Below are 22,145 nucleotides of genomic sequence, written 5' to 3'. Positions count from 1 at the left end.
TTAAGTTGTGTTGCGGTCTGGGTGGTTAGAAGGTGGCTAGAAACCCGGTTTCTTGAAGTCTGGGGGAGAAACCCGGCTATAATTGGTCATTGATAATATTGGGATGGGGAAATATGAGCGATCGCACTATCACCCTGAAAGTTAACGGAGAGGCGCAAACTTGCGCCCCAGATACTAGCCTACCTAAATTTTTGGAAGATTTGGGGTTAAATCCCCGTTTGGTGGCGGTGGAGTATAATGGGGAAATTCTCCACCGACAGTTTTGGGAAATTACCACTATGGAAATGGGTGATATCCTGGAAATTGTCACCATTGTGGGTGGTGGCTAAACTAGGAGATCTTCACGGGGATTAAAAGTTTCGATTTCTCGGAGTTTTTCGTATAATTCCCTCTCCTGGGTGGTGATCTGTTTGGGGGCGACAATTTGAATTTCCACTAACTGATCACCGCGATCGCCATTTTCGTTAGGATAGCCTTTATTAGCTAGTCTCAGACATTGACCCGACACTACCCCCGCTGGGAGTTTAATTTTAACCCAACCGTCAAGAGTGGGAACCTCTATTTCTCCCCCTAGGGTCGCTTCGCTGGGAGTTACTGGAACCTCACAGATAATATTAGACTCTTCCAACCTGAAAAAGTCGTGAGGTTTGACCGTAATTTTCAGGTATAAATCCCCCCCTTGAATGCCCAAATTTTTGAGGCGAATACGTTGACCGGTAAACATTCCCGGCGGCATATTCACCTCAAGCGATCGCCCATCTTCTAGGCGGATACGTTCTGCTCCTCCAGTGTAAGCCTTTTCCAGAGGTAAAGTCAAGCGCGCCTCAATATCCCGTCGATTTTCCCGAACCGGAACCCGGTGGATTACCCTAGTATTAGGGGATTTATAGGGGTCAGAAGAAGTGACGCGGGGTGTATCATTAGTAACGGTCCGCACTTCCCGCCGCCGTCCGATCAGTTGATCAATAAAACTATTAAAATCGGCATATTCCCCAAAATCGACCTCCGGAGTTTTAGTTTGGGTGCGACCATTAGCCACCCGACTTCCCCAGGTCTTAAATCCGGTCTTCTGGGAGCTTTTTTTACTACCAAAACCCTTTTGTTTCCAAAATTTGCTGTACTCATCATACTGCGATCGCTTTTCCAGATCCGACAGAATATGATAAGCCTCACCAATATCCTTAAACTTCTCTTCTGCTTCCTTATCCCCCGGATTTAGGTCGGGATGATATTGTCTAGCCAAACGGCGATAGACCTTTTTTATCTCATCAGTAGAAGCATCTCTGGAAACCCCTAAAATCTGATAATAATTCCGAAAATTTTGCATAATTTAATCACAATATAAACTCATCAGTCACAGAATCCCAGAAAAGGGAGGAGGGAACCCCACCCCACAGCCTCCCCTGATTACTTACAGCCAGTCGTCCTCATCATCATCCCAATCATTACTTTGGGGATAATATCTTTGACCAGGGCGACCAGTTCCGGTTCCCATGTTATTATCGTAACGGGGATAGCCGCGGCCAGCAGCGGGAGGCATATCATAGGGGTCACGGATACGGCGATCGCCACCGCCAAAAGTGCGACGAATCGATCCAAACAGATCATCATCATCATCTTGGGTAGCAAACACAGACACCTCGCGACTCAAATCATATAGCGCATCTTGCAGATCCGCCCCAATTTGATCAATACCGCGATCGTCATTTCTTTCCAGACTATCCCGCAGCGCCCTAATTAAAGTCTCAATACGGCCCCGTTGACGTTGAGCAAACTGCATCCCATAATCTAGGGCAATCTCCCTTAACTGTCTTTCCGCTTGATAAGTCAAAGCCTGGGCGCGATTGCGTTTTTCCACCCTTTCCCGCAGTAGACGGTCTTGGTCTGCAAACTCTTCCGCTTCCCGAATCATCTGATTAACTTCTTCCTGAGACAGAGTAGAAGCACCCTGAATAGTAATGCTTTGTTCCCGACCAGTGGTTTTATCCATAGCCGTCACCAGGAGGATACCATTAGCATCAATATCAAAAGCCACCTGTACTTGAGGGATACCCCTAGGGGCGGGTGGAATACCGGTCAGCTTAAACCGTCCCAAAGACTTATTATCCTTGGCTAACTCCCTTTCCCCCTGGAGGATATGAATTTCCACCAGAGTTTGATTATTCTCAGAGGTCGAGAAAATATCCGATCGCCTCACCGGGATAGTAGTATTGCGGGGTATGAGTTTTTTCATCACTCCCCCAATAGTTTCCAATCCCACCGATAGGGGTGTAACATCCAATAGCAGGATATCGCGCACTTCACCCGCCAAAATACCCGCTTGAATAGCAGCCCCCACGGCGACCACCTCATCAGGATTAACCCCCTGATTTGGTTCACGGTCAATCAGGCTACGCACCAACTGCTGTACAATAGGCATCCGGCTGGCCCCTCCCACCAATACCACCTCATCGATTTGGGTAGGTGAAATTTGGGCATCCACCAAAGCCTGTTTGACCGGGCGGCGTAACCTTTGAATCAGATCAGCACATAATCCCTCAAACTCTCCCCGAGAAAGTCGAGTTTCTAGGTGTTTCGGTCCGTCTGCGTCCGCCGCAATGAAGGGTAAATTGATGTCAGTTACCCCCACCCCAGATAGTTCTATTTTAGCCTTCTCCGCTGCTTCTGTGAGGCGCTGAAGGGCTTGGCGATCGCGTCTGAGATCCATTCCCTGTTCTTCCAGAAACTTCTCAGCTAACCAATCGACAATTTTTTGGTCAAAATCATTCCCCCCCAGTTGGGTATCCCCGCTAGTGGATTTAACCTCAAATACCCCATCTCCTACTTCCAGGACCGACACATCAAAAGTTCCCCCCCCTAGGTCAAACACCAGAATAGTGCCAAAATCCTGCTTTTGCAGTCCATAGGCGAGGGAAGCCGCCGTCGGTTCATTGAGAATCCGTTTTACCTCTAATCCGGCAATTTTCCCAGCGTCGCGGGTCGCCTGTCTTTGAGAATCATTAAAATAGGCGGGTACAGTAATTACCGCCCCAGTCACCTCCTCCCCTAGATATCGGCTGGCTTCTTCTGCTAATTTCCGCAGTACCATGGAGGAAATCTCTTCCGGTGCGAAATCTCGCTTGAGTCGAGGACATTTGAGGCGGATATTACCATTTTCCTCTCGACGCATAGTATAGGGAACCCGTTTTGATGCCGGGGTTAGGTCTGCATATCTTGACCCAATCAGTCGCTTGACGTTATAAAAGGTATTCTGAGGATTCAAAACAGCCTGCCGCCTAGCCATTTGTCCGACAATCCTTTCCCCCTCTTTAGTAAAGCCAACGACAGAGGGTGTTGTCCGCATCCCCTCAGAATTGGCAATCACGACGGGTTTACCGCCCTCCATGACCGCTACAACAGAGTTAGTTGTTCCCAGGTCAATGCCGACTACTCTACCCATTCGTTGGTGTTCTCCTTGTCTTGTTGGTGTGGCTAGTAGATCTTTTCTAATTTTATCGCTTCCCATCGTCGTCGCCCCAAATGGGGGAGATTCTAATTTTATCGACAGAATGTTACGAGATGTAACCTATAATGAGAACGAAATACAAGCAAGTGATTGAAAGGGTTGTCAATGCGAGTTGCGATCGCGGGAGCGGGTTTGGCTGGCTTGAGTTGTGCCAAATACCTAACCGATATGGGTTATACCCCCATTGTCTTGGAAAGACGAGATGTTCTCGGTGGCAAAGTGGCCGCTTGGAAAGATGAGGACGGGGATTGGTACGAAACTGGACTACATATCTTTTTTGGAGCCTATCCTAATATGCTCCAATTGTTCAAAGAGTTGGACATTGAGGATCGGTTGCAGTGGAAAGAACATACCATGATCTTTAACCAACCAGATCAGCCCGGAACCTACTCTCGGTTCGATTTTCCCGATATTCCCGCCCCCGTTAATGGCATAGTCGCTATTCTTCGTAATAATGATATGCTTACCTGGCCTGAAAAAATTAGGTTTGGCTTGGGACTAATTCCCGCCATGATTCAAGGCCAAAATTATGTCGAACAGATGGATAAATATTCCTTCTCGGAATGGCTTAAACAACAAAATGTTCCCCCAAGGGTGGAAACAGAGGTGTTTATTGCTATGTCTAAGGCTCTCAATTTTATCGGGCCAGAAGAAATATCCTCCACTGTCATTCTAACCGCCCTTAACCGCTTCCTCCAAGAAAAAAATGGCTCGAAAATGGCCTTTCTTGATGGGTCGCCAACGGAAAGATTGTGTCAGCCTCTGGTAGACTATATTACGGAACGAGGCGGACAGGTGCGATTAAATGCTCCGATTCAGGAGTTTTTGGTCAATGAGTCCGGCTGTGTTGAGGGGTTCCTGATTCCGGGGCGAAATGGTGCGCCGGAAGAAGTGCTAACCGCTGATGTCTATGTCTCGGCTATGCCTGTTGACCCGCTCAAGTTGATGTTGCCTAAACCTTGGCAGGAGCTTGATTATTTTAAGCAACTTCAGGGATTGGAAGGGGTTCCCGTGATTAATGTTCATTTGTGGTTCGATCGCAAGTTGACTGATATTGATCACCTGCTGTTTTCCCGATCACCTTTGCTCAGTGTCTATGCGGACATGAGCAATACCTGTAAGGAATATGCTAACCCCGATCGCTCAATGTTAGAGCTGGTTTTGGCTCCCGCTGCTGATTGGATTGGTAAGTCAGATGCGGATATCGTGGCCGCTACTATGGCTGAACTGGAAAAGCTATTTCCTCAACATTTCCCATCACCTGCTAAGTTGCTCAAATATCATGTGGTGAAAACGCCGCGATCGGTTTATAAAGCTACTCCTGGCCGCCAGGCTTGCCGCCCAAGTCAAAAAACGCCTATCCCTAATTTTTATCTCAGCGGGGATTACACCATGCAACGCTATCTCGCTAGTATGGAAGGTGCTGTGCTTTCTGGTAAGCTGACAGCACAGGCTATTCAACAAGACTTGAGGACTAGCTAACGTCCCCCTAATCTCTGAAACGTCTCTAGGGTATTTCCCTGATGACGTTTTGCTAACTGCAAACGCCTATGGCTGATAGCTCAGTGCCTGAAAAAAAAACGAATGCTGCAACTCTCTAAATCCCCCTGCATGAGAACTCCGGCAACCCGGTCAGATTCCTATGAACTCTGTCGCCAAATTACGGCACAGTATGCTAAGACGTTTTACTTGGGTACTCAATTGATGCCACAGGCCAAGCGTGAGGCTATTTGGGCTATTTATGTTTGGTGTCGCCGCACCGATGAATTGGTAGATGGTCCTATGGCAAGTTCTACTACCCTGGAAACTCTCGACCGCTGGGAAGAACAACTAGAATTGATTTTCGCTGGACATCCTATTGATCCGGTTGATGTGGCTTTGGTTGATACCCTCGGTCGCTTTTCCCTCGATATTCAACCCTTCCGAGATATGATCGCCGGTCAACGTATGGACCTGTCCCGGAATCGCTACAACACCTTTGATGACTTGAATTTGTATTGCTATCGGGTGGCGGGGACGGTGGGGTTGATGTCTTTAGCGGTTATGGGTACCGCTCAACCTGATCTCAGTGTTCCCTGGAATCGTGACCAGTCTATTTATTATCCTAAAGAAGAGGCGATCGCTCTCGGTATTGCTAACCAGCTTACTAATATTCTCCGAGATGTGGGGGAAGATGCTCGGCGAGGTCGGATTTATTTGCCTTTGGATGACCTGGCTCTGTTTAACTATACGGAAGCGGATTTATTTAATGGCATAGTAGATGAACGCTGGCGTGAGTTGATGCGCTTCCAAATACAGCGCGCTCGTAAGTTCTATACCCTCGCCGAAGAAGGTATCGCCGCCCTTCATCCTGATATCCGCTGGCCAGTTTGGACGGCCTTAATGCTCTATAGACAAATATTAGACGAAATTGAACGCAACGAATATGATGTCTTTAACCAACGTGCCTATGTCCCTACCTGGAAAAAAATGATGTGTCTCCCTGTGGCTCAGTTGAGGGCTAGGGTTCTTTGACCCCCCCCCTCCCCCTCCCCCCCCCGGCTCTCTCCCTCTGGGAAAGGGGGAGGGAGTTTAATTATCCATTGTCTATTGTCAATTTTCTATGATTGATTGAACCTAAAGAAAATAGGCAAATCACCAGGGACGACATTAAGGCGATCGTTACAATTAATGGTTCATTATCTTGAGCGATCGCGATCGCTATTAAAGCCCAAATTGTCACCAATAAATAGGCGGTTTCCTGGTGGCGAACCCTCATGATAATAGCAATAGTCGCAGCTACAATCATCATGATCGCCGTCCAGACTTGGGGAGGAATACCCCAGCCATTCCAGTTAATCGAATTTAAGGCGATCGCTACATTTACTACCGTGGCTACACTAATCCAACTTAAATATACACTCAGCGGAATATTAATTAACCAAGATTCCCACTTGGGAACCCGCCGCCGACCTACATCTAATTTTACATAGGAATATATCAGCGATAATAAAATCGCTACCATGGCTAAAATAGACTGGGGAAATAACCTATATAAAAACAAGAATATCCAGATAATTTGTGCTATACTTGCGGTAACTAAACCGTAACCCATTTGGGCTAAACGGGGGTTATCTCGTTGGCTAGGGAGTAGCTGATAAATAGCCAACCCGAATAAGCCTAAGTAAATTAACCCCCAAATAGAGAAGGCATAATTAGCCGGAATTATCTTGGTATTCACAAAAAAAGTATTGGAAATATCGCCGACAGTTAAACCATTAATCGGGGCAATATTAGTCCATATATTCACCCCAAAAGCCGCGATAATAGCCAGTAAAGTAGCCCAGCGCCGCCAGGTCTCACCCGCAGAAAATGCACCTTTTTTCATGTAATTAACCCTCAATATTTGCCCCCAAAATAGAGGGAGACGCGACCAGGCGATCGCATCTCCACATTAATTAAAGCCGATTGGGGAATTAGCCATCTAACTGTTGTTAGAAACAGAAGCTGGGCGGCGGCGTTTAATTAGCTTAGGTTTGTTGGAAACAGCATCGTCATCATCTTCGTAATCATCCCTTCCGATACTAGCCGGACGAGTTTGATCATAAGCAAGTTGCAAAGCTGCGGCTGCGATCGCATGGGGATCATATTCCTCGCTTAATTGAGAGACAATAGGCAAGAATGAAGCCATACGTTCCCCAGCCAAAGCATCCCGCACCCGGTCTTTCAGTCGGTCAATGTAACGAGCTTCAATTTCCGCCCGTTTGGGGATTGACTGAATGCTAAAACTTTGGCGCAGGTGACGTTCAATATTTCGCAACTTACGGCGATCGATAGGCTGAATTAGAGTAATTGCCTTTCCTTCCCGACCGGCGCGACCTGTACGCCCAATGCGGTGAACATAACTATCAACCTGATCAGGAAGATCATAGTTGATCACATGGGTGAGGTGATCCACATCCAGACCCCGGGCTGCGATATCAGTAGCCACAATCCAGCGCACCTGACGGCGACGCAGACGCATCAACAGTCGCTCCCGTTGAGACTGATTCAGATTACCATGATACTCATCAACACTATGACCTGCCGCCTGCAATTGATTAGTTAAATCAGCCGCAGATTGTTTGGTTCGCACAAAAATAATCGCCGATTCAGGATCTTCAAGTTCTAAAATCGGTTCTAGGGCGCGGGCTTTAGACCATCCACGAGGAACCATATAAACAGACTGTTCGATCCGTTTGGGGGTAGCCTTGGGAGTTTCCACCTTCACAGTCACAGGGGACTTGAGGTGTCGCCGCACCAACTTCGAGATGGAAGGGTCCATCGTTGCTGAGAAAAAGGCTGTCTGACGATGTTCAGAGTCGGCCGACTCTAAGATTTTTTCTACATCTTGGATAAAGCCCATACTCAGCATTTCGTCTGCTTCATCCAACACCAACCAACGCAGTAAATCTAGTTTCAGTTCACCTCGGTTGAGTAGGTCTAGGATACGCCCTGGGGTTCCCACTACAACCTGAACTCCCCGTCGCAGTCGCTGAATTTGTCGGTCAATGGACTGACCACCATAAACTGTCAGCACATACAGGGCATTATCATCGCTCAAAGTGCGAATAGCTTCCTTCACCTGCATCGCCAGTTCCCGCGTGGGAGTCAAAACCAGGGCTTGAATACCAGCGGCATGAACGTCAATCTGTTCGAGAATGGGCAGCGAAAAGGCAGCAGTCTTACCAGTTCCTGTCTGTGCCATACCCACAACATCCCGACCGGATAGCATTTCGGGTATAGCTTGGACTTGAACTGGGGTGGGTTCTGTGAAACCCAGTGTTTCTAAATGGCGAGCGCGTTGTTCGGAAATACCTAAGCTTTCAAAGGATTGACTCATCAAATCTCCAATATGATTGTTTTTCGCCCGGTTCCTTTGGCTGCCCAACTCCAACACAGATATGTCTTGACTCTAATCACTAAAATGAGTTTTAGTCCGGCGTTAAGCCTTTTTATGGGCATCTAGGAACCATAGCATGTAGGTAAGGTCTCCTAATGTTCCCAAATTTACCCTGGTTAACAACCTAGAGGTTGTCCAGCAAATTTGATTTTTTGAGACCATCTGTTCTATAGCATAGCGCTTAACAAACAGAAACATAACCTTAAATTCCTTAAAATTTCTCTCCCGTGGCAATTCACCTGGATTGTGAATGGCTGTATCTGCTGCTGTATAAGGGTTTGGGCTGATTTGAACCAAAATATAATTTTTTCGGGGAAATTTCATAAAAGACTCTGGAGACTATAAACTAGGGACTGAGGAATAGGGGATGGGGACTGGGTGCTGGGGACTAGGTAACAGATTAGGAATTGGGGGATTTGCTGACTGGTTGTGATTCATTTTGTGCCTCTGGGTTAGCCCTAACGATCACTTCGATACTGTTGGCGTTGATTGGCTTGACCTTTGTGGTAATGTCAAACTTGGGTTTTGGTTGACCGTTGAGTTGCTTCGATTCAACCTGGGCGGGGATAACTGGCGATCGCCCCCTTTGTCTACTAGAAGACATAGTGCGATCGTCTATTGGCCACTTAGGTTTCATGCCTCTAGTTTGCTCCATACCAATATTATGAGGTGTACCCGCCTGGCGAGCCAGTCGCTTCAGAAACGCCTGCATTTTTTGGGCATCTAAATATTTACCCTGACCCCGAATACTAATAATGTAAGCAAAGCTATCTCCAATGGTGACAGCCCGTACAAGTTTGACCACTTCCAGAGCAAATTTAACTCGCACATCTTCCAGTTTATTGCTCACCGCTGTTTTTTCAGGATTCTGATTGATAATCGCCTTGATCGCCTCAACTACATTACTGATCAATGTCGGCGACAATTGCACCTCTTCCATCACTTCGGGATTATCTATATTTTGACCCTTTTTCTTTTTCGGCTTTTTCTTCGTCTTTTTATCGGTAATAATTACAGTCATTTTCAACTTAGTATTTTTCACCTTAGATTTAATTTTGACCTTTTTCTTCTTGTCTTTCTTCGCCTGAATTGTCGGAATTTTCGTGGGACTCATCTGAACCACCGGAATCACTTCTCGACTGTAGGTATCTGATGCAAAGAAACGGTGAATATCAGGCTTTTCTCCTGACTGTTGCACCACATGGGTCAGTTCATGGGCTAGGAGTTTTTGGCCCTCATAACTATGGGGAGCATAAGTATCTTGACGGAAGAAAATATTTCTTCCTGTGGTAAACGCTTTAGCATTCAAAGAACGACTCAGGCGATCGCTTTCCGTATCCCGGTGAATGCGAACTCGCCCCAAATTCAGCCCAAAAGCAGATTCCATCGGTTCCCGAACCCCAGTTGATAGAGGTTCTCCTTGGTTTTGCTGTTCTTCTAAAGCCCTTTCCATTCCCGGCGTTATTGTCTGATTTTCAACATTTCCTGATGCCTCTTTTTTCTGAACTTTACCATTCTTATTATTGGTATTTTTCGCAACACCAACAATCAGATATTTCCTCCCTTTTTTAGTCTTTTTATTCTTGGTCATTTTCAGGGATTTAAGTTTATATTTCTTCTTAAATTGTTTCAGCACCTTTTTAACCCGACGGGCTTTCGGGTTTTTCTTGATTTGCCTTGTTAATTTTTTCGCCACTTTCTTCAGGACTTGGGAAGGTTTCTTCTTTTTGCCCTTATTTTTTTTCCGTTTCTTCTTATCCTTTTTCTTAGCTTGGGACTTTTGGCGTTTATCCTTATTTTTTTTCCGTTTCTTCTTATCCTTTTTCTTAGCTTGGGACTTTTGGCGTTTATCCTTATTTTTTTTCCGTTTCTTTTTATCCTTTTTCTTAGCTTTGGTTTTGCTTTTTTTGGTTTTCCGTTTTTTTGACTTGTTTTTATTAGATTTTTTCTTTTTTTTGTTATTTGATTTTTTCTTATTAGATCCTTTATCCTCCAAAGCACCCATCATAAAAGATGTCGGATCCAGCAGACTCAAAACTGTGCCTACCGACGAAAAAACACCGCCGACAACCTGATCAACCGGAGATTTTAATTTAGTAATCACTTTCTGGATCTTCTTAGGAATACCTCCTAAACCCAAAACACTAGCTAACAACCCCAAAACCAAGGGCAGAATGTCCGCCAATGCCGCTTCAACAGCCTGAGAAATTTGGCTCACAATTTTAGATATAATCGCATCCATCACCTCACCCAGTGCTTCTAAGACATCCCTGATCATCTGCATATTATTTATAAAAAATATCAGCAGATTAACAATGGCTTTAGCAATTTTAATCACTCCAGAAGCAGGGTTAGTCAAACTCAAAACCCATTGAATCCCCGCTATCACAATTTGAGGAATCACCACCTCAAACATGATGCCATTCATAAACAGCTCTTTCATCGTGGATAAACCGGATTTAATGAAGTCCCACAACACCATCACCCCTTTACTGGGGAACTCCACGATCGCCTTAAAAAAGCTCAACGCCAAAGGCGGTAAATCCTCCGGTATCGATGCCAAATACTCTTTTAACGCCCCCGGACCCTTTTCAATCAGAGTCGTTAAAATATCGCTCGCCCAATCTGGTAACTCCCCAGATGCCAGTTCCAAAATATAATCTTTACTCAAGCCCAAAACTTGCAGGATAATATCCAGAATTCCCCGCAAATCAAACTTATCGGGAAACTTGATCGGCATATCCATTCCCAATAGCCAATCAAAGAAAGCATTTTTCAGGTGAGTTACAATATTTTTACCAAAGTTTTTAAATCCATCACCCACCCCACTAAATAGAGCATCCATAATGCCACTGGGGTCGTCAACAAGCGCATCCAAAAAATCCCCCGCTCGATTTCCCACCCCCGGAATCATCTTAATGACTGGCTCCACAATTCGCAAAACCTGCCGCAGAATCCACGCCGCCAGCTTCACAATAAAAGCTAGGGCTTTAGAAATCAAACTTTTATTTTGGTCTTTTAACTCTTGAATACGTTTATCAATTTCCTGAATACTCGCTTCATATTTCTTAGTTAAATCATCAACCAGTTGATTTTGTCGATCACTAATACTGCTTTCCAAACTATCAAATTGTGCCTGCACATTCTCCGCCGCTTCCGTGCCAACTGCTTTCAAGCTGTCCGGCAAATTAGCCACATAATCATTCACGCGATCGCGTCCTTCTTGCACCGCATTTTTCGCATTCGTCAATTCTTCTTCAACAATATCCGCAATCCGATATATCCCCGCTTTCTGTTCCTCAATAAATACTTCCCGAGCTCACTGCATAAATACTATTCACTTCGCCCGGGAGTCCCGTAAAAATTTTATTGATCGCCCACAGCGGGCTATTAAAAAATCTTTTCAGATAAAAGCGAACTCTCACATAAGCCCAACCCGTTTTAATCTCTATCCAGGGTAACCACAGCGGGTTTCTGTTATAATAATAATCATGTTTCCACTGGGCAAATAATTCTTGTTGTTTCGCTTCAAATGCTGCCCTCGCTTTCTTATTGGTGGCTTCAAATTCAGCATTAACCCTAGCATCCATCCGTTCCAGAATGCCATTAACATTCACTTGAGTTGTGTCGTAAATTGCCTGAATTTCTTGGGTAACTCTCGCCCGTTCCTCTTCGTCCTTATGTTGGGATTCAGCTTGGGTATTAGCGACATTAATAAATTCCTGCGATCGGCTATCAAACATTTGTTCTTGAGAGTCAAGAACCGACCCAGCCTGCACATCAAGAGTTTCTTCCTGAATCCCCTCTTCTTTTTCTCTAAATTTTTTCCCCGTTTCCTCAACATTTTCTTCGGCTTGTTCCACCGCACCAGAAACATTTATTCCCGATTCCGACTCATACAATTCCACCCGATTTTTATCAAGAAGTACCTGCCCTTCTTGAGTCGGTTTTTCCGCCGTAAATCCCTCTTCTTTCCGTTGAATTGTCCGTGGGGATTGCACCATCCCCGTATTCACCGGAACCCCCTCAGTTTCCCCTTCTATCTCCTCCTCTTCTGGCGATTCAGTTGCCCCCTCTGGCATCTTCATCACCACTTCCGCCATGCGATCGGCTTCCTGTTCGTATTGATCACCCGCTGCGCCAACAATTAACTTCTTCTGTAGCTTCTGGGGAATTAATTCACTTAACGCCTGCTGAGTTTCCTCCAAAGGCTTTTCAACATCTTCTTCTGACTGAGATTTCGGAACAGTCGCCTCCGCATCTATCGCTTCTGGAATCGGCGCTTCTCCGGTTTCTTCCATCGGATCTGGCGTGGGAATTGAAATCTTAGGTTCCTCCAGTTCCGGTGCTGGCTCCCGTGTCGCTGACTCTTCCAGTTCACCCCCTGAGTCGTCCTTACTGTGTTCAACCTCTTCTAGGATATCTTCCGTAGCTTCAGATGCACCTTTTCCCCCTTCCACATCTTTCTGGCTTTCCGGCTTATTTTGCTCTAAAATAGCCAGAAGATTACTGATAAATTCTTCTTTATTAAACGCTTGTACTTCTTTATGGGAAGCCTCTTCCGACTGCGAGGCTTGGGCTTCTCGCATTTGCTGCTCAGTATCTACCGAGGCATCTTGCGCCTCTCTCGCTTTATCCTGGGCCGGTTTGTGGCTACTCTGTTCCGCTGCTAGATGTTCCGTTTGTGTCACTGCCGCTTGAAATGCTGGATCAGCATTAGGCGATCGCGGCGCAGGTTTACCACTCAAATCTGGCGCTTCCACAACACCAGGATCTCTTAATCCTTCCTGAGCTCCCACCGTTTCTAAAAAGCCATCTTCCGGACTATTTTCTTTCTGTTGTTCTTCCGCTTCTCCCTCCGCTTTCTCTTCCGCTTCTCCCTCCGCTTGATCAGCTTCAGCATCCCCTTGTGCTTTGATTTTTTTCGCCTCTTCTAAATCTTTATTTTGAGTCGCTTCTTCTTTACTTTCTTCTTGATCCGCTTTTTTCTGTTCTGATTCAGTCGTTTTATCCGACTCTTTTTCTAAATTTTCTCCTTGACTTTTCGCTGCTTCTTCATCCTCAGCGTCTAGCAGTTGTTTGGTTTTATCTGCTTGTTTTTCCGTGTTTTGCTGGGTCTTGTGAGCTTCCGAAAAATCTCCGCCCTCCTTTTTCTTACTGTCTATTTCTTTTGCCCATTTGTCACTGACACCTTTTTTGTCTTTTTCTAATTTCTCCTTTTCCTTTTTGCCTTTCTCATCTTGCTCCTCATCTTTACCTTCATCTTTACCTTCATCTTGATTCTCGTCTTTACCCTCATTTTTTTCTTGGGAATTGTCTTGTTTCTTCTGTTGAACTATCGTCTGATTATTCACATCTTCATCTGGTGAATAATTATTATTTTTAGATGAATTTTTCGGCTTTTTATTAATCTTTTTAATATGTTTTTTGCTCTTGTTTTTCTCTTGACTTTCTTCCTGTTTTTTGTCGGGATTTTCTGCCTCTACATCCTCACTTGTTTCTTCTTTCTCTTTCTCTTTCTCTTTCTCTTTCTCTTTCTCTTCTTCGTATTTTTTCTGTGCTTCTTCTCGTTCTTTCTTGATTTTTTGCTCCAGCTTGGATTTTAAACCCATCCCAAAAAAATCGGGTTTCCGCTGAAGTTTTGGTGTTTTTTCCCGAATTTCTTGCCTCGATTTAGACTTCGCTTTCGGCTTAGTTTGTTGTATAGTATGAGTCAGTTCATGGGCTAATAATTTTTTCCCACTCTCCGAGTCCGGCTGATACTCCCCTGTATTGAAATAAATATCTTGACCGTGAGTAAATGCTTTAGCTTCCAGGTTTTGATTCATCTCGGCTGCTTCCCCATCAGTATGAATTCGCACTTCTGAGAAATCCTGACCAAACCGCGATTCCATAAACTCTTGCGTTTCCTCTGGTAGAGGATTGCCGCTTCCTTTTTTGGATTTTAGCTTATTTTCAATATCTTGACTCGCTGCAAATGCACCCGGCACACCGCGTTTGTTATTCGGTTTGAATCGACGATTATTTTTAGTCTTTTTAGATTTTAGCGTAATATTAACATTTTGTTCATCCTCACTTTCTTCCGTAGAATGAAGAAGGCTATAGGGAACAGCCGCACGCCGACGGGGACGGTGGCTATTGATGCGTTGAATAGTCGGAGAAACTACCGATTTTGTCTCCTCTTCCTCCCGTTGAATCGGTGGGGATATAGCAGGTAAATTCATCGACATTACCAGATCAGCCATGTGATCTGCTTCTCGTTCGTATTTGTCTCCAGGTGCGCCAACTATCAGTTGAGGTTGAAAAGATAACCCCCCAGAATTGGCAGAAAACGGTTTTAAATTAATACTAACATTCTCTTCATCCGAACGCTGAATTGGAGAACTACCCAGAGAGGATATTGTCGCCGATAGCGGTTTTAAATTAATACTAACATTCTCTTCATCCGAACGCTGAACTCTGCCGATCGCCTTCCGTTGCATTCGGTTAATTTTCCGAGGGCGATCGCCTTTATATTTCCGTTGAACTCTCGCCCCTGTTTGCTGAATTGTATGGGTTAATTCATGGGCTAATAACCGCCTTCCTCCCACCGAATTCGGGTTATATTGTCCCGCGTTAAAATAGATATCATTTTCGTGAGTAAATGCTTTCGCCCTCAAATTATGACTTAGTTGAACCGCCTCGCTATCCGTGTGAAGACGAACCCCACTGAAATCATTTTCAAACCGAGACTCCATAAACTCGCGGGCCGGGTCTGGAAGTGGAATGCCGCGACCTTTGCGGCGTATAATCCGATTGGCGATCTGAGAAGAAGCCACAAAAGAACCGCCTCCTTTTGGCTGACGTTGTAGTTGCGTGTCCGGCGGTTTGGGTGGGTTTTCCTCCGGTGGGGGGGCGGACGGCGGCGCGAGTTCGTCCATTTCCGCTATCTCTTCTCCACCGATATCGGTTTCTGCTTCCCTGTCTTCCTCTTCTGGGGTAGTTATCAGCCGTTTGGGTTGCAGTTTGGCTGGCGTGTACTCCAGGATCGAAACCCGGTTAAATTGGTAGCCAGAAACCGGATAAGATTGGGGTTGAATTTCTGGTGGCGTTGGGGGAGAAAAAAACGGCGATCGCCCTTCGGTCAAGGTTTCGCTGGTGGCGGTTTCAGTTTCAGAGGTAAATGATGATCGCCCAAGCGGTAAAGTCTTCTTGGTCTGGACTCGGTTGGTTGTGGGTGATAGTTGTGGCGCTTTGGTTCTAATTTTCGACATTTTTACCCCCTTAACCCTGATTAGTCAACCCTTTAGGGGTTTGCCACTTCCAGACACAATCGGCGATATCATGGCTTTTAGCCCTAATCATTATAAGGTTTTCCAGATATAGGCTGCATAAATGTTAACTAAAATTCACAATTTTTACGGAAAATTAGCATTGATATATTACCCAAAGTTGATGGTCAATGGGTATTTTAACTACAAAAACAGATCGATTCTATCAGTTGAGTTAGCCAAATGCGGGCGTAACCAGAAGAAATCCCAGGGCTATTGTCTAACTCAAGGACCAGTTCACCAAAATCTTCAGTTAGGGTAGCTTCTAATTCTTTGATGGTGATATTATATCCAGCGGATGTGGCAATTTTGAGCAAGTCTTGAATGTGGTCAGCCGCCATGATTTTTTCCTGCCATTCTGGATGATTGGCGATCGCTTCTATAAATGCTCGCATATTTATAATTTTACTCCCCAAGATTTGGTATTTATCCAGCCAGGTTGAACCCCTAAATACGCCTTAAATTCTAAAGGTATTCCGGGGCGATAAGTTAGTTTTACATAAGCTAATCTCCGAAATAAGACACTTTCCCAATCCCTACCCAGAAGTTGAGAGCGCCGCCGTAAAGTTTCCGGCCACTTTGCCGGGGAATCTCTCTCATGGGTCAAGCCGCCAAAACTCAGGATTGCGTCTCGTTTTTCAGGTAGACAAAATCCTGTTTTCACTAAACCATCGAGAAAGATTTGCCAGGCTTTTCGGTTTTCTAAATAGCATTCCACCGCCATTTGATTACTGAGACTATTTCCATCTATTTCTAGCTGTAAATTAGTTTTATTTATTCCCAAAGATAGCAGAGATAAAATAGCTCCGATACTATAGCGATCGCCTAACCATCCAAGTTTTTCAAGATACGGATATATTTGTGTGGGAGAAATATCAGCTATATAAAATCTTATAGCCTGGGTATTTCGACTTAATAAAACCCCGCTTTGAAATAATTTTGCCGTTGGAGGTAAAGCCTGGAAAGTCTGGTGAATAATTTGTCTTTGTGCAGAAGTTAACCGACTGTCTAGCCACCAATTGAGATGATTTTCTAAATCCGCCACCTGTTCCGAACCCCAAAATACACTGGGAACCGGAATTGCTCTATCCGTAGTGAAATCACCAGTTAAATCCCCCGTTAAATCAAATTCTAACCACAAATCATTCACAGTCCGATAAAAGGATGTATCAGGGTTAGACCATTCCCGGCAAAATCGGCTAATTTTTCGCCATACTGGATGGTCAATTAACCGAGAAGACAGCGAGGGAATTGTGGCATAACCCGCCAACAAATGATATAATTTCGGAAGCGTTTCCACGGCTTCGCTACCAGCCAGGATGTCGCGACCTCCGGTTTCTGGAACCACCCGCAAAAACAGATCAGCTTGGGGTTGAGGGTCTGCTAGGCGACATTCAAACCCCACCAAAGAGGCGATCGCACTAGGGAAATGTCGCCCCACCGCCGCCAAACGGCTCAGGGATTCTGGCGAAATTAAATCCGGGGAAATAGAAGGGGCGATCGCCTCCCAATAATCAGTCAGACTTGCCATAGGAAAATCTTGAAATTACATTCAAAAATGAGGCTTGGCTTTCCTAAGTTTGATAATCAGGCATTCGTGAAAATTGCCACTCCCAAACCATGAATGGGGCATTGGTGAGCATTTTAGCAAAAGTTGGGAGTCGGAATTTCCTAGATCCGGTGAGGGTGTATCAGCATTGACACTCCCCGCTCTGAAGAGACGGGGATTCTTGGCTCACCGAGACCACTTAAACTAGATTCCTTGCGTCGTCTAGCCCAGAGGTGGGACTCTCCCCAAGCGTTACTTTCGGTATGCCCTACCGTAGTTGCATTTCTGCCAATCCTGTTTAGATTGAAGCAAATATACCTCAAAAACTGATTTGTCTAGTTCCTGTGAATCTTTTACCTGCTGCCAGGAGGAAGCTAGAACAATGCAGCCAAACCGCATAGATCCAATTGTCAAGGTTCAGTGTACGCCTTGAGGCAACAAGGTTTTTTAAGTGGTTGGTTTCCTTTATCCACGCTCAATCGGTGTAGCATTTATCTAGTAAGCGTGTCAAGTCAAACAGCCATGTTGTTCGAGAGTTGATCAGGTCTTGGGCTGACGGGCACTAAAGTACCCGTGTCGCCTTTCATCCTTGCTCTCTTGAGACAAGGTTTTCATGCTCCAGTGCTGTTCGTATAATAACTAAAAAACCCGGCTTGGGTAGAAGCCGGGTCAATGTTCATCATCGATTAGCAGGCCAGATATTCCCGCATTTGGGCTTTACGACGACGCAGGTGGTTCAAAGCCTGGTTTTCCAACTGGCGCACCCGTTCACGACTGATGTTCATGTGTACTCCCACTTTGGATAAGGACATTTCCTTACCGTCATTGAGACCGTAGCGCAAAGTCAACACTTCCCGCTGCTGGGGAGTCAGATCCGCCATCAGGTCTTTGAGATCCTGCCGCAACAGTTGTTGGGTAACATAGTTATCAGCAGAAGCCGATTCATCTTCCAGTAGATCTTGCAGTTCCGTATCCTGGTTATCACCAACTCGCAGGTCAAGGGAAACCGGATGACGGGAAGCTAACAAATAATCCCGAATCTGAGACGGTTCCAAATCTAATGCTTTCGCAATTTCCGTGGGAGTAGCATTGCGACCATACTGCTGGAACAATTCCCGCTGAACTTTTTTAATTTTGTTCAGTTTTTCTGTAATATGGATCGGCAGACGGATAGTCCGAGAGTTTTGGGCGATCGCACGGGTAATGGCTTGGCGAATCCACCAGTAAGCATAGGTTGAGAATTTATACCCGCGCATAGGATCGAATTTCTCAACACCCCTTTCCAGACCCAGAGTTCCCTCTTGGATTAAATCCAAGAATTCCATATTCCGTTTCTGGTACTTCTTGGCGATAGATACCACCAGTCGCAAATTCGCCTCGATCATTTTCTGCTTCGCACGACGACCGCGATTCATGATCTCAGTCATTTCCGACTCACTCAATCCCGCCTTCGCTGACCATTCCGCCGCCGTAGGATCGCGATCGAGTTGTTTCGTTAACTCATCGCGCATTTCCAACAGACTCATCATCTGCTGTACTTTTTTACCGTGGATGATTTCTTCTTCTCTGGTCAAAAGTGGAACTCGACCAATTTCGTGCAAATAAGTCCGCACTGCATCCATGGAAGCACCAGAGCGGGGGTTCCGCGATGTTAATTCAGTTTGTGTGGTTTTAGCAGTTGCCATAGTCAATTTTACCCTCCCTAAACAGCTAATAAACTGGCAGCGACCCCCTAGCAAGGAGTGAGATAGACAGTCAGGATAGTCAATATGTCCTCCGTTATATATATGATCGGTTTCTTGAAAGCCTTGCCTTCTGGTAGATATGTTGTCCTGATGTTCTGAAGCTAAATTCCTTTTACTTTATCGCCACGAGGTTTTTAATGTCCTATTTTGACGCAGGGACCCCAAGATACTGAGATCCATAGACTCACTTGCAAATTTAGTAACTGCGATCGCTCACAACCTTTCTCAATATGACAGCCTTAGTCATCCTCTCTAAAGCCAGTCGAGATGCTTATTTTAAACTTAGCTAGGTTTACATCTCTTCACATTATGTCATACTATTCAGTCTAGGTCAAGTCCTCAATGGTAAATCTGTGATTATACCAATTTATAGGGACTCTTTACTATACTGCCCTAAAATTCCTCATATTTGACACCCCAGCAGTTCAGAGATACCCGAACCATTTTTCCCGGTTTTCACCCACTCAACCAGTAGTCCACACCCCTCGATCATTTCAGCCCCACAGGGAAATACCCCTACTCGGCTGTAGCAAACAGATCTAAAGGAAAATGGCCATAAGTACCGTTCACCCCATTTTCCTCCGAAGACTGACAGGAAACCAGTACCCCACGATACTTTTCTAGGTAGGAGCTAATATGGTAAGAGACACTGCGACCATTAAATTTGATATATACTGGGCCTTCAATGTCGGGAATCTCATCGGAGTTAATCTCCGCGTTGTAACCCAGTTTCGGTAAGTATTCCTTTAATGCTGTTATCGCCTCTGTCCGCGAAGATGCACAAATTCCCAGCATTTGATACTCTGACTCATGGGCTAGAAGCACTAACGCCTGGCGCACCACTGCTGGATTATCTATAGATGCTGTCGCGGTGATATCCATACAAGTGAACTGTTCTAGGAGTCTTTGGGCTTCAACGACAGTTAAATCAGCAGGCGTTTGAGGAGACATTGGGAGTTGGCTTAAAAATTACTTCTATCCTAATCCTAGCAAATCTGTGGCGAAAAAAAAGCCGGATTACCCTGGGAGAAAATAATTTAGGGCGGTATATACCGCCCTACTCTGCTGGTCAAGCTGGAGTCAACTCGCGTTTTTTACGACGAAACAGGGTCGAAAACATCAATCCCGATTTTTGAGATGTAGATGGAGTTTCTGTAGTTTCCTGGTTGGCTTCATTTTCTGCTAAAACCAACATAGAATCAGTAGTCCGCACTACCAGAATACCTTTTGATAGGTCTTCACGCATCTGGCGACCGATTTTCCAAGCGTGGAATTTGACACCACTCCAACGGGGATTGACCGGATATCCAGAAAACCCGGCTCGTAGGGCGGGGATGCAGAATTCTTCAATGGGAGTTGAAACTAATACACCTTCAGTGAGTTGAATGGTTCTGAACTTGGTTTGCTCTTGTTTAACCATAATGTCACCTGATACATTTACGCGACATTTTTCCGGCTATTGCCTGACAATGCGACGATAGCACTATTACCCGTTAAGGTAACAGAGGCGGTATCCCGCAAAGCTTTTAGAAAGATTCCCAAAGCACCGTTCCAGTCCCTGGGTAGAGTGAACCCGCACTCAGGACATCGGAACACTTTTGAGCCACCTAGCTGGGAATGCACATGACCACAGTGAGTACAGGTTTTGCTGGTGTATTCTTCCGTCACATCTACAACTGTGGTTCCAGTTATTTCCCCTTGATGTCTCAGGGTTAGTTTGAATCGATAATGCGCCCATGTCAGCATGGCGCGGGCAGTCTTAGACCTGATTAGACGCTTCACCTTGGCAACCATATCGGAAGTCTCGAAGGTCGGCAGAAAAATTATGCTGTAGTTGTGAGTCAAGTAATGAGCAATTTGCTTGTGGGCTTCATCAACTAGATTGCGGATTTTGGTTCTCATTCGTTGAGCCGCTTGCCTCATCCGTCGCCTTCTTGAACGACAGGGTTCCTTGGCGATTCTGCTCATTAAATCATCCAAATGTTGACATAACCGAGTAATGCGTCCAATATCCCCGGAGCCCAATTCCAGAAACCGAGAGCCATCAAACTCAGTTATGAAAGTTCGGACACCCGGGTCTAATGCAATTACGCCATTCGCTTCAGTTGGGGTAACGGCAACTGGTTCAGGGAAAATCGCCAACCATCGACCTTTGGTAAACACCAACTGAGTCCCTTGCCCGCAAGTTTTAGGGATGGGTTCGGAAACCATGAAAGTTAATCCTTTCGTGAGTCTTGGATACCAACTCCCTGAAGAGAAATTAGTATTATTGAACTTAATCCCTTGAGAGCTGTCATGACAACTTCTAAACCTTGCATCAGGACTGGCGGTCAAAGCCTGATAGGCATCAAAGATGGCATTTTGCCGAATGTGGCAGGGTGTTTCTTTGACCCATTCGGGTAAGTCACTCTGCATCACTTTATTGCGTAACTTTAACTTGCTTAGTCGTTTACCACTCCGGGATAATGCAATTGCTTGGTTGTAGCAATACCGACAAGCAGCCAGCCATTTACGCCAGACTTGATTTAGCTCGGGGCTGGGGTAAATCCGGATCTTCTTTGACCTGAGTTTGGTATTTTCGCAACCCATAGAGTCGGGAACTGAAGCAGTGGAGGATGGTGAGGATGTCCTCAACCATTTCTCGTTCTGGGCTGAGACTTGTCTGATTGAGAACCACGAGTTCACACCCGTTTTGTTCGCAGAGCCATCGAAACAAGTCAAATCCAAACCTTGCCAGTCGGTCTTTATGGGCAACGACAACCATGCGGACATCTCCTGACAAGACTTGTCCCAGCAAGGCCAGCATTTTCTTTCGCTTGAAGTTGAGCCCGCCTCCGATTTCTGAGACGACTTCTGCTTCGGGGTAGAGGTTGGACAGTGCGGCCACCTGTCGGTTGAGGTCTGACTGCTGGGCGCGGCTACTAACTCTGGCATAGATAACGACTTTGCGTTTGTCACTGCCTGATTTGGCAGTATATGACTCAACGTTGTATCGTCGTTGCCCAGCGGGGGTTCTGATGGTCTCGATTGAGCCATTTTCGTCCCATCTGCGGAGTGTTCTTTCATGGACTCCAAGGATTTGGGCCGCTTCCTTGGGTTTGACATATCTGGCAAT

16 protein-coding genes are annotated in these 22,145 nt (G+C 45.5%); 3 read left to right on the top strand and 13 right to left on the bottom strand.

Features of this window, described 5'->3' with window-relative positions; all coding sequences use genetic code 11:
* Positions 1-113: 113 nt before the first annotated feature.
* Entirely contained in the window at positions 114-329 is a 216-nt protein-coding gene (gene thiS / locus NLZ44_RS22140) for a sulfur carrier protein ThiS (protein WP_111890915.1), read from the top strand.
* On the opposite strand, the gene NLZ44_RS22135 is transcribed toward thiS, so the two are convergent.
* Both NLZ44_RS22135 and dnaK read right to left on the bottom strand, forming a co-directional pair.
* On the bottom strand, positions 326-1,327 hold the full coding sequence (locus tag NLZ44_RS22135; protein ID WP_493751182.1) for a DnaJ C-terminal domain-containing protein: 1,002 nt from the start codon (positions 1,325-1,327) through the stop codon (positions 326-328). The two genes, thiS and NLZ44_RS22135, sit on opposite strands and share 4 nt — an antisense overlap.
* An 84-nt stretch (positions 1,328-1,411) precedes the next feature.
* Positions 1,412-3,439 (bottom strand): molecular chaperone DnaK, encoded by a 2,028-nt coding sequence (dnaK, locus tag NLZ44_RS22130; RefSeq protein WP_493753057.1) that lies wholly within the window; start codon positions 3,437-3,439, stop codon positions 1,412-1,414.
* A gap of 171 nt (positions 3,440-3,610) precedes the next feature.
* Between dnaK and pds the strand changes: the two genes are divergently transcribed.
* Positions 3,611-4,987 (top strand): 15-cis-phytoene desaturase, encoded by a 1,377-nt coding sequence (gene pds / locus NLZ44_RS22125; RefSeq protein ID WP_493751181.1) that lies wholly within the window; start codon positions 3,611-3,613, stop codon positions 4,985-4,987.
* 102 nt (positions 4,988-5,089) lie between these two features.
* A complete protein-coding gene (gene crtB / locus NLZ44_RS22120) occupies positions 5,090-6,019 on the top strand; it encodes a 15-cis-phytoene synthase CrtB (RefSeq protein WP_493751180.1) in 930 nt (309 codons plus the stop codon).
* A gap of 61 nt (positions 6,020-6,080) precedes the next feature.
* Here crtB and NLZ44_RS22115 read toward each other — a convergent pair whose 3' ends face one another.
* The 11 genes from NLZ44_RS22115 to NLZ44_RS22065 form a co-directional block, all read right to left on the bottom strand.
* On the bottom strand, positions 6,081-6,872 hold the full coding sequence (locus NLZ44_RS22115) for a TspO-related membrane protein (RefSeq protein WP_493751179.1): 792 nt from the start codon (positions 6,870-6,872) through the stop codon (positions 6,081-6,083).
* Between the two features lie 96 nt (positions 6,873-6,968).
* A complete protein-coding gene (locus NLZ44_RS22110) occupies positions 6,969-8,366 on the bottom strand; it encodes a DEAD/DEAH box helicase (RefSeq protein WP_493751178.1) in 1,398 nt (465 codons plus the stop codon).
* 460 nt (positions 8,367-8,826) lie between these two features.
* On the bottom strand, positions 8,827-11,676 hold the full coding sequence (locus NLZ44_RS22105) for an eCIS core domain-containing protein (protein WP_493751177.1): 2,850 nt from the start codon (positions 11,674-11,676) through the stop codon (positions 8,827-8,829).
* A 49-nt stretch (positions 11,677-11,725) separates the two neighbouring features.
* Complete coding sequence (locus NLZ44_RS22100; RefSeq protein ID WP_493751176.1) at positions 11,726-15,679, bottom strand: eCIS core domain-containing protein; 3,954 nt, start codon at positions 15,677-15,679, stop codon at positions 11,726-11,728.
* A gap of 197 nt (positions 15,680-15,876) precedes the next feature.
* Positions 15,877-16,131, bottom strand: a complete 255-nt coding sequence (locus NLZ44_RS22095; protein WP_493751175.1) for a Nif11-like leader peptide family RiPP precursor — start codon at positions 16,129-16,131, stop codon at positions 15,877-15,879.
* Positions 16,132-16,133: 2 nt separating this feature from the next.
* The gene (locus NLZ44_RS22090) at positions 16,134-17,267 is read right to left on the bottom strand and encodes a hypothetical protein (RefSeq protein WP_493751174.1); all 1,134 of its coding nucleotides are present in this window, start codon (positions 17,265-17,267) and stop codon (positions 16,134-16,136) included.
* Positions 17,268-17,971: 704 nt separating this feature from the next.
* Positions 17,972-18,970, bottom strand: a complete 999-nt coding sequence (locus NLZ44_RS22085) for an RNA polymerase sigma factor, RpoD/SigA family (RefSeq protein ID WP_493751173.1) — start codon at positions 18,968-18,970, stop codon at positions 17,972-17,974.
* Positions 18,971-19,546: 576 nt separating this feature from the next.
* The gene (locus tag NLZ44_RS22080; protein ID WP_493751172.1) at positions 19,547-19,981 is read right to left on the bottom strand and encodes a DUF1824 family protein; all 435 of its coding nucleotides are present in this window, start codon (positions 19,979-19,981) and stop codon (positions 19,547-19,549) included.
* 118 nt (positions 19,982-20,099) lie between these two features.
* The gene (locus NLZ44_RS22075) at positions 20,100-20,450 is read right to left on the bottom strand and encodes a hypothetical protein (protein ID WP_006618146.1); all 351 of its coding nucleotides are present in this window, start codon (positions 20,448-20,450) and stop codon (positions 20,100-20,102) included.
* Between the two features lie 17 nt (positions 20,451-20,467).
* Positions 20,468-21,619, bottom strand: coding sequence for an RNA-guided endonuclease InsQ/TnpB family protein (locus NLZ44_RS22070; protein WP_493751171.1), 1,152 nt, complete (start codon positions 21,617-21,619; stop codon positions 20,468-20,470).
* On the bottom strand, positions 21,540-22,145 hold the full coding sequence (locus NLZ44_RS22065; protein ID WP_493753056.1) for an IS607 family transposase: 606 nt from the start codon (positions 22,143-22,145) through the stop codon (positions 21,540-21,542). Before NLZ44_RS22065 ends, NLZ44_RS22070 begins: the two co-directional genes overlap by 80 nt.

It is taken from the genome of Arthrospira sp. PCC 9901 (assembly GCF_059013425.1).
This window is presented reverse-complemented; position numbering and strand designations above follow the sequence as displayed.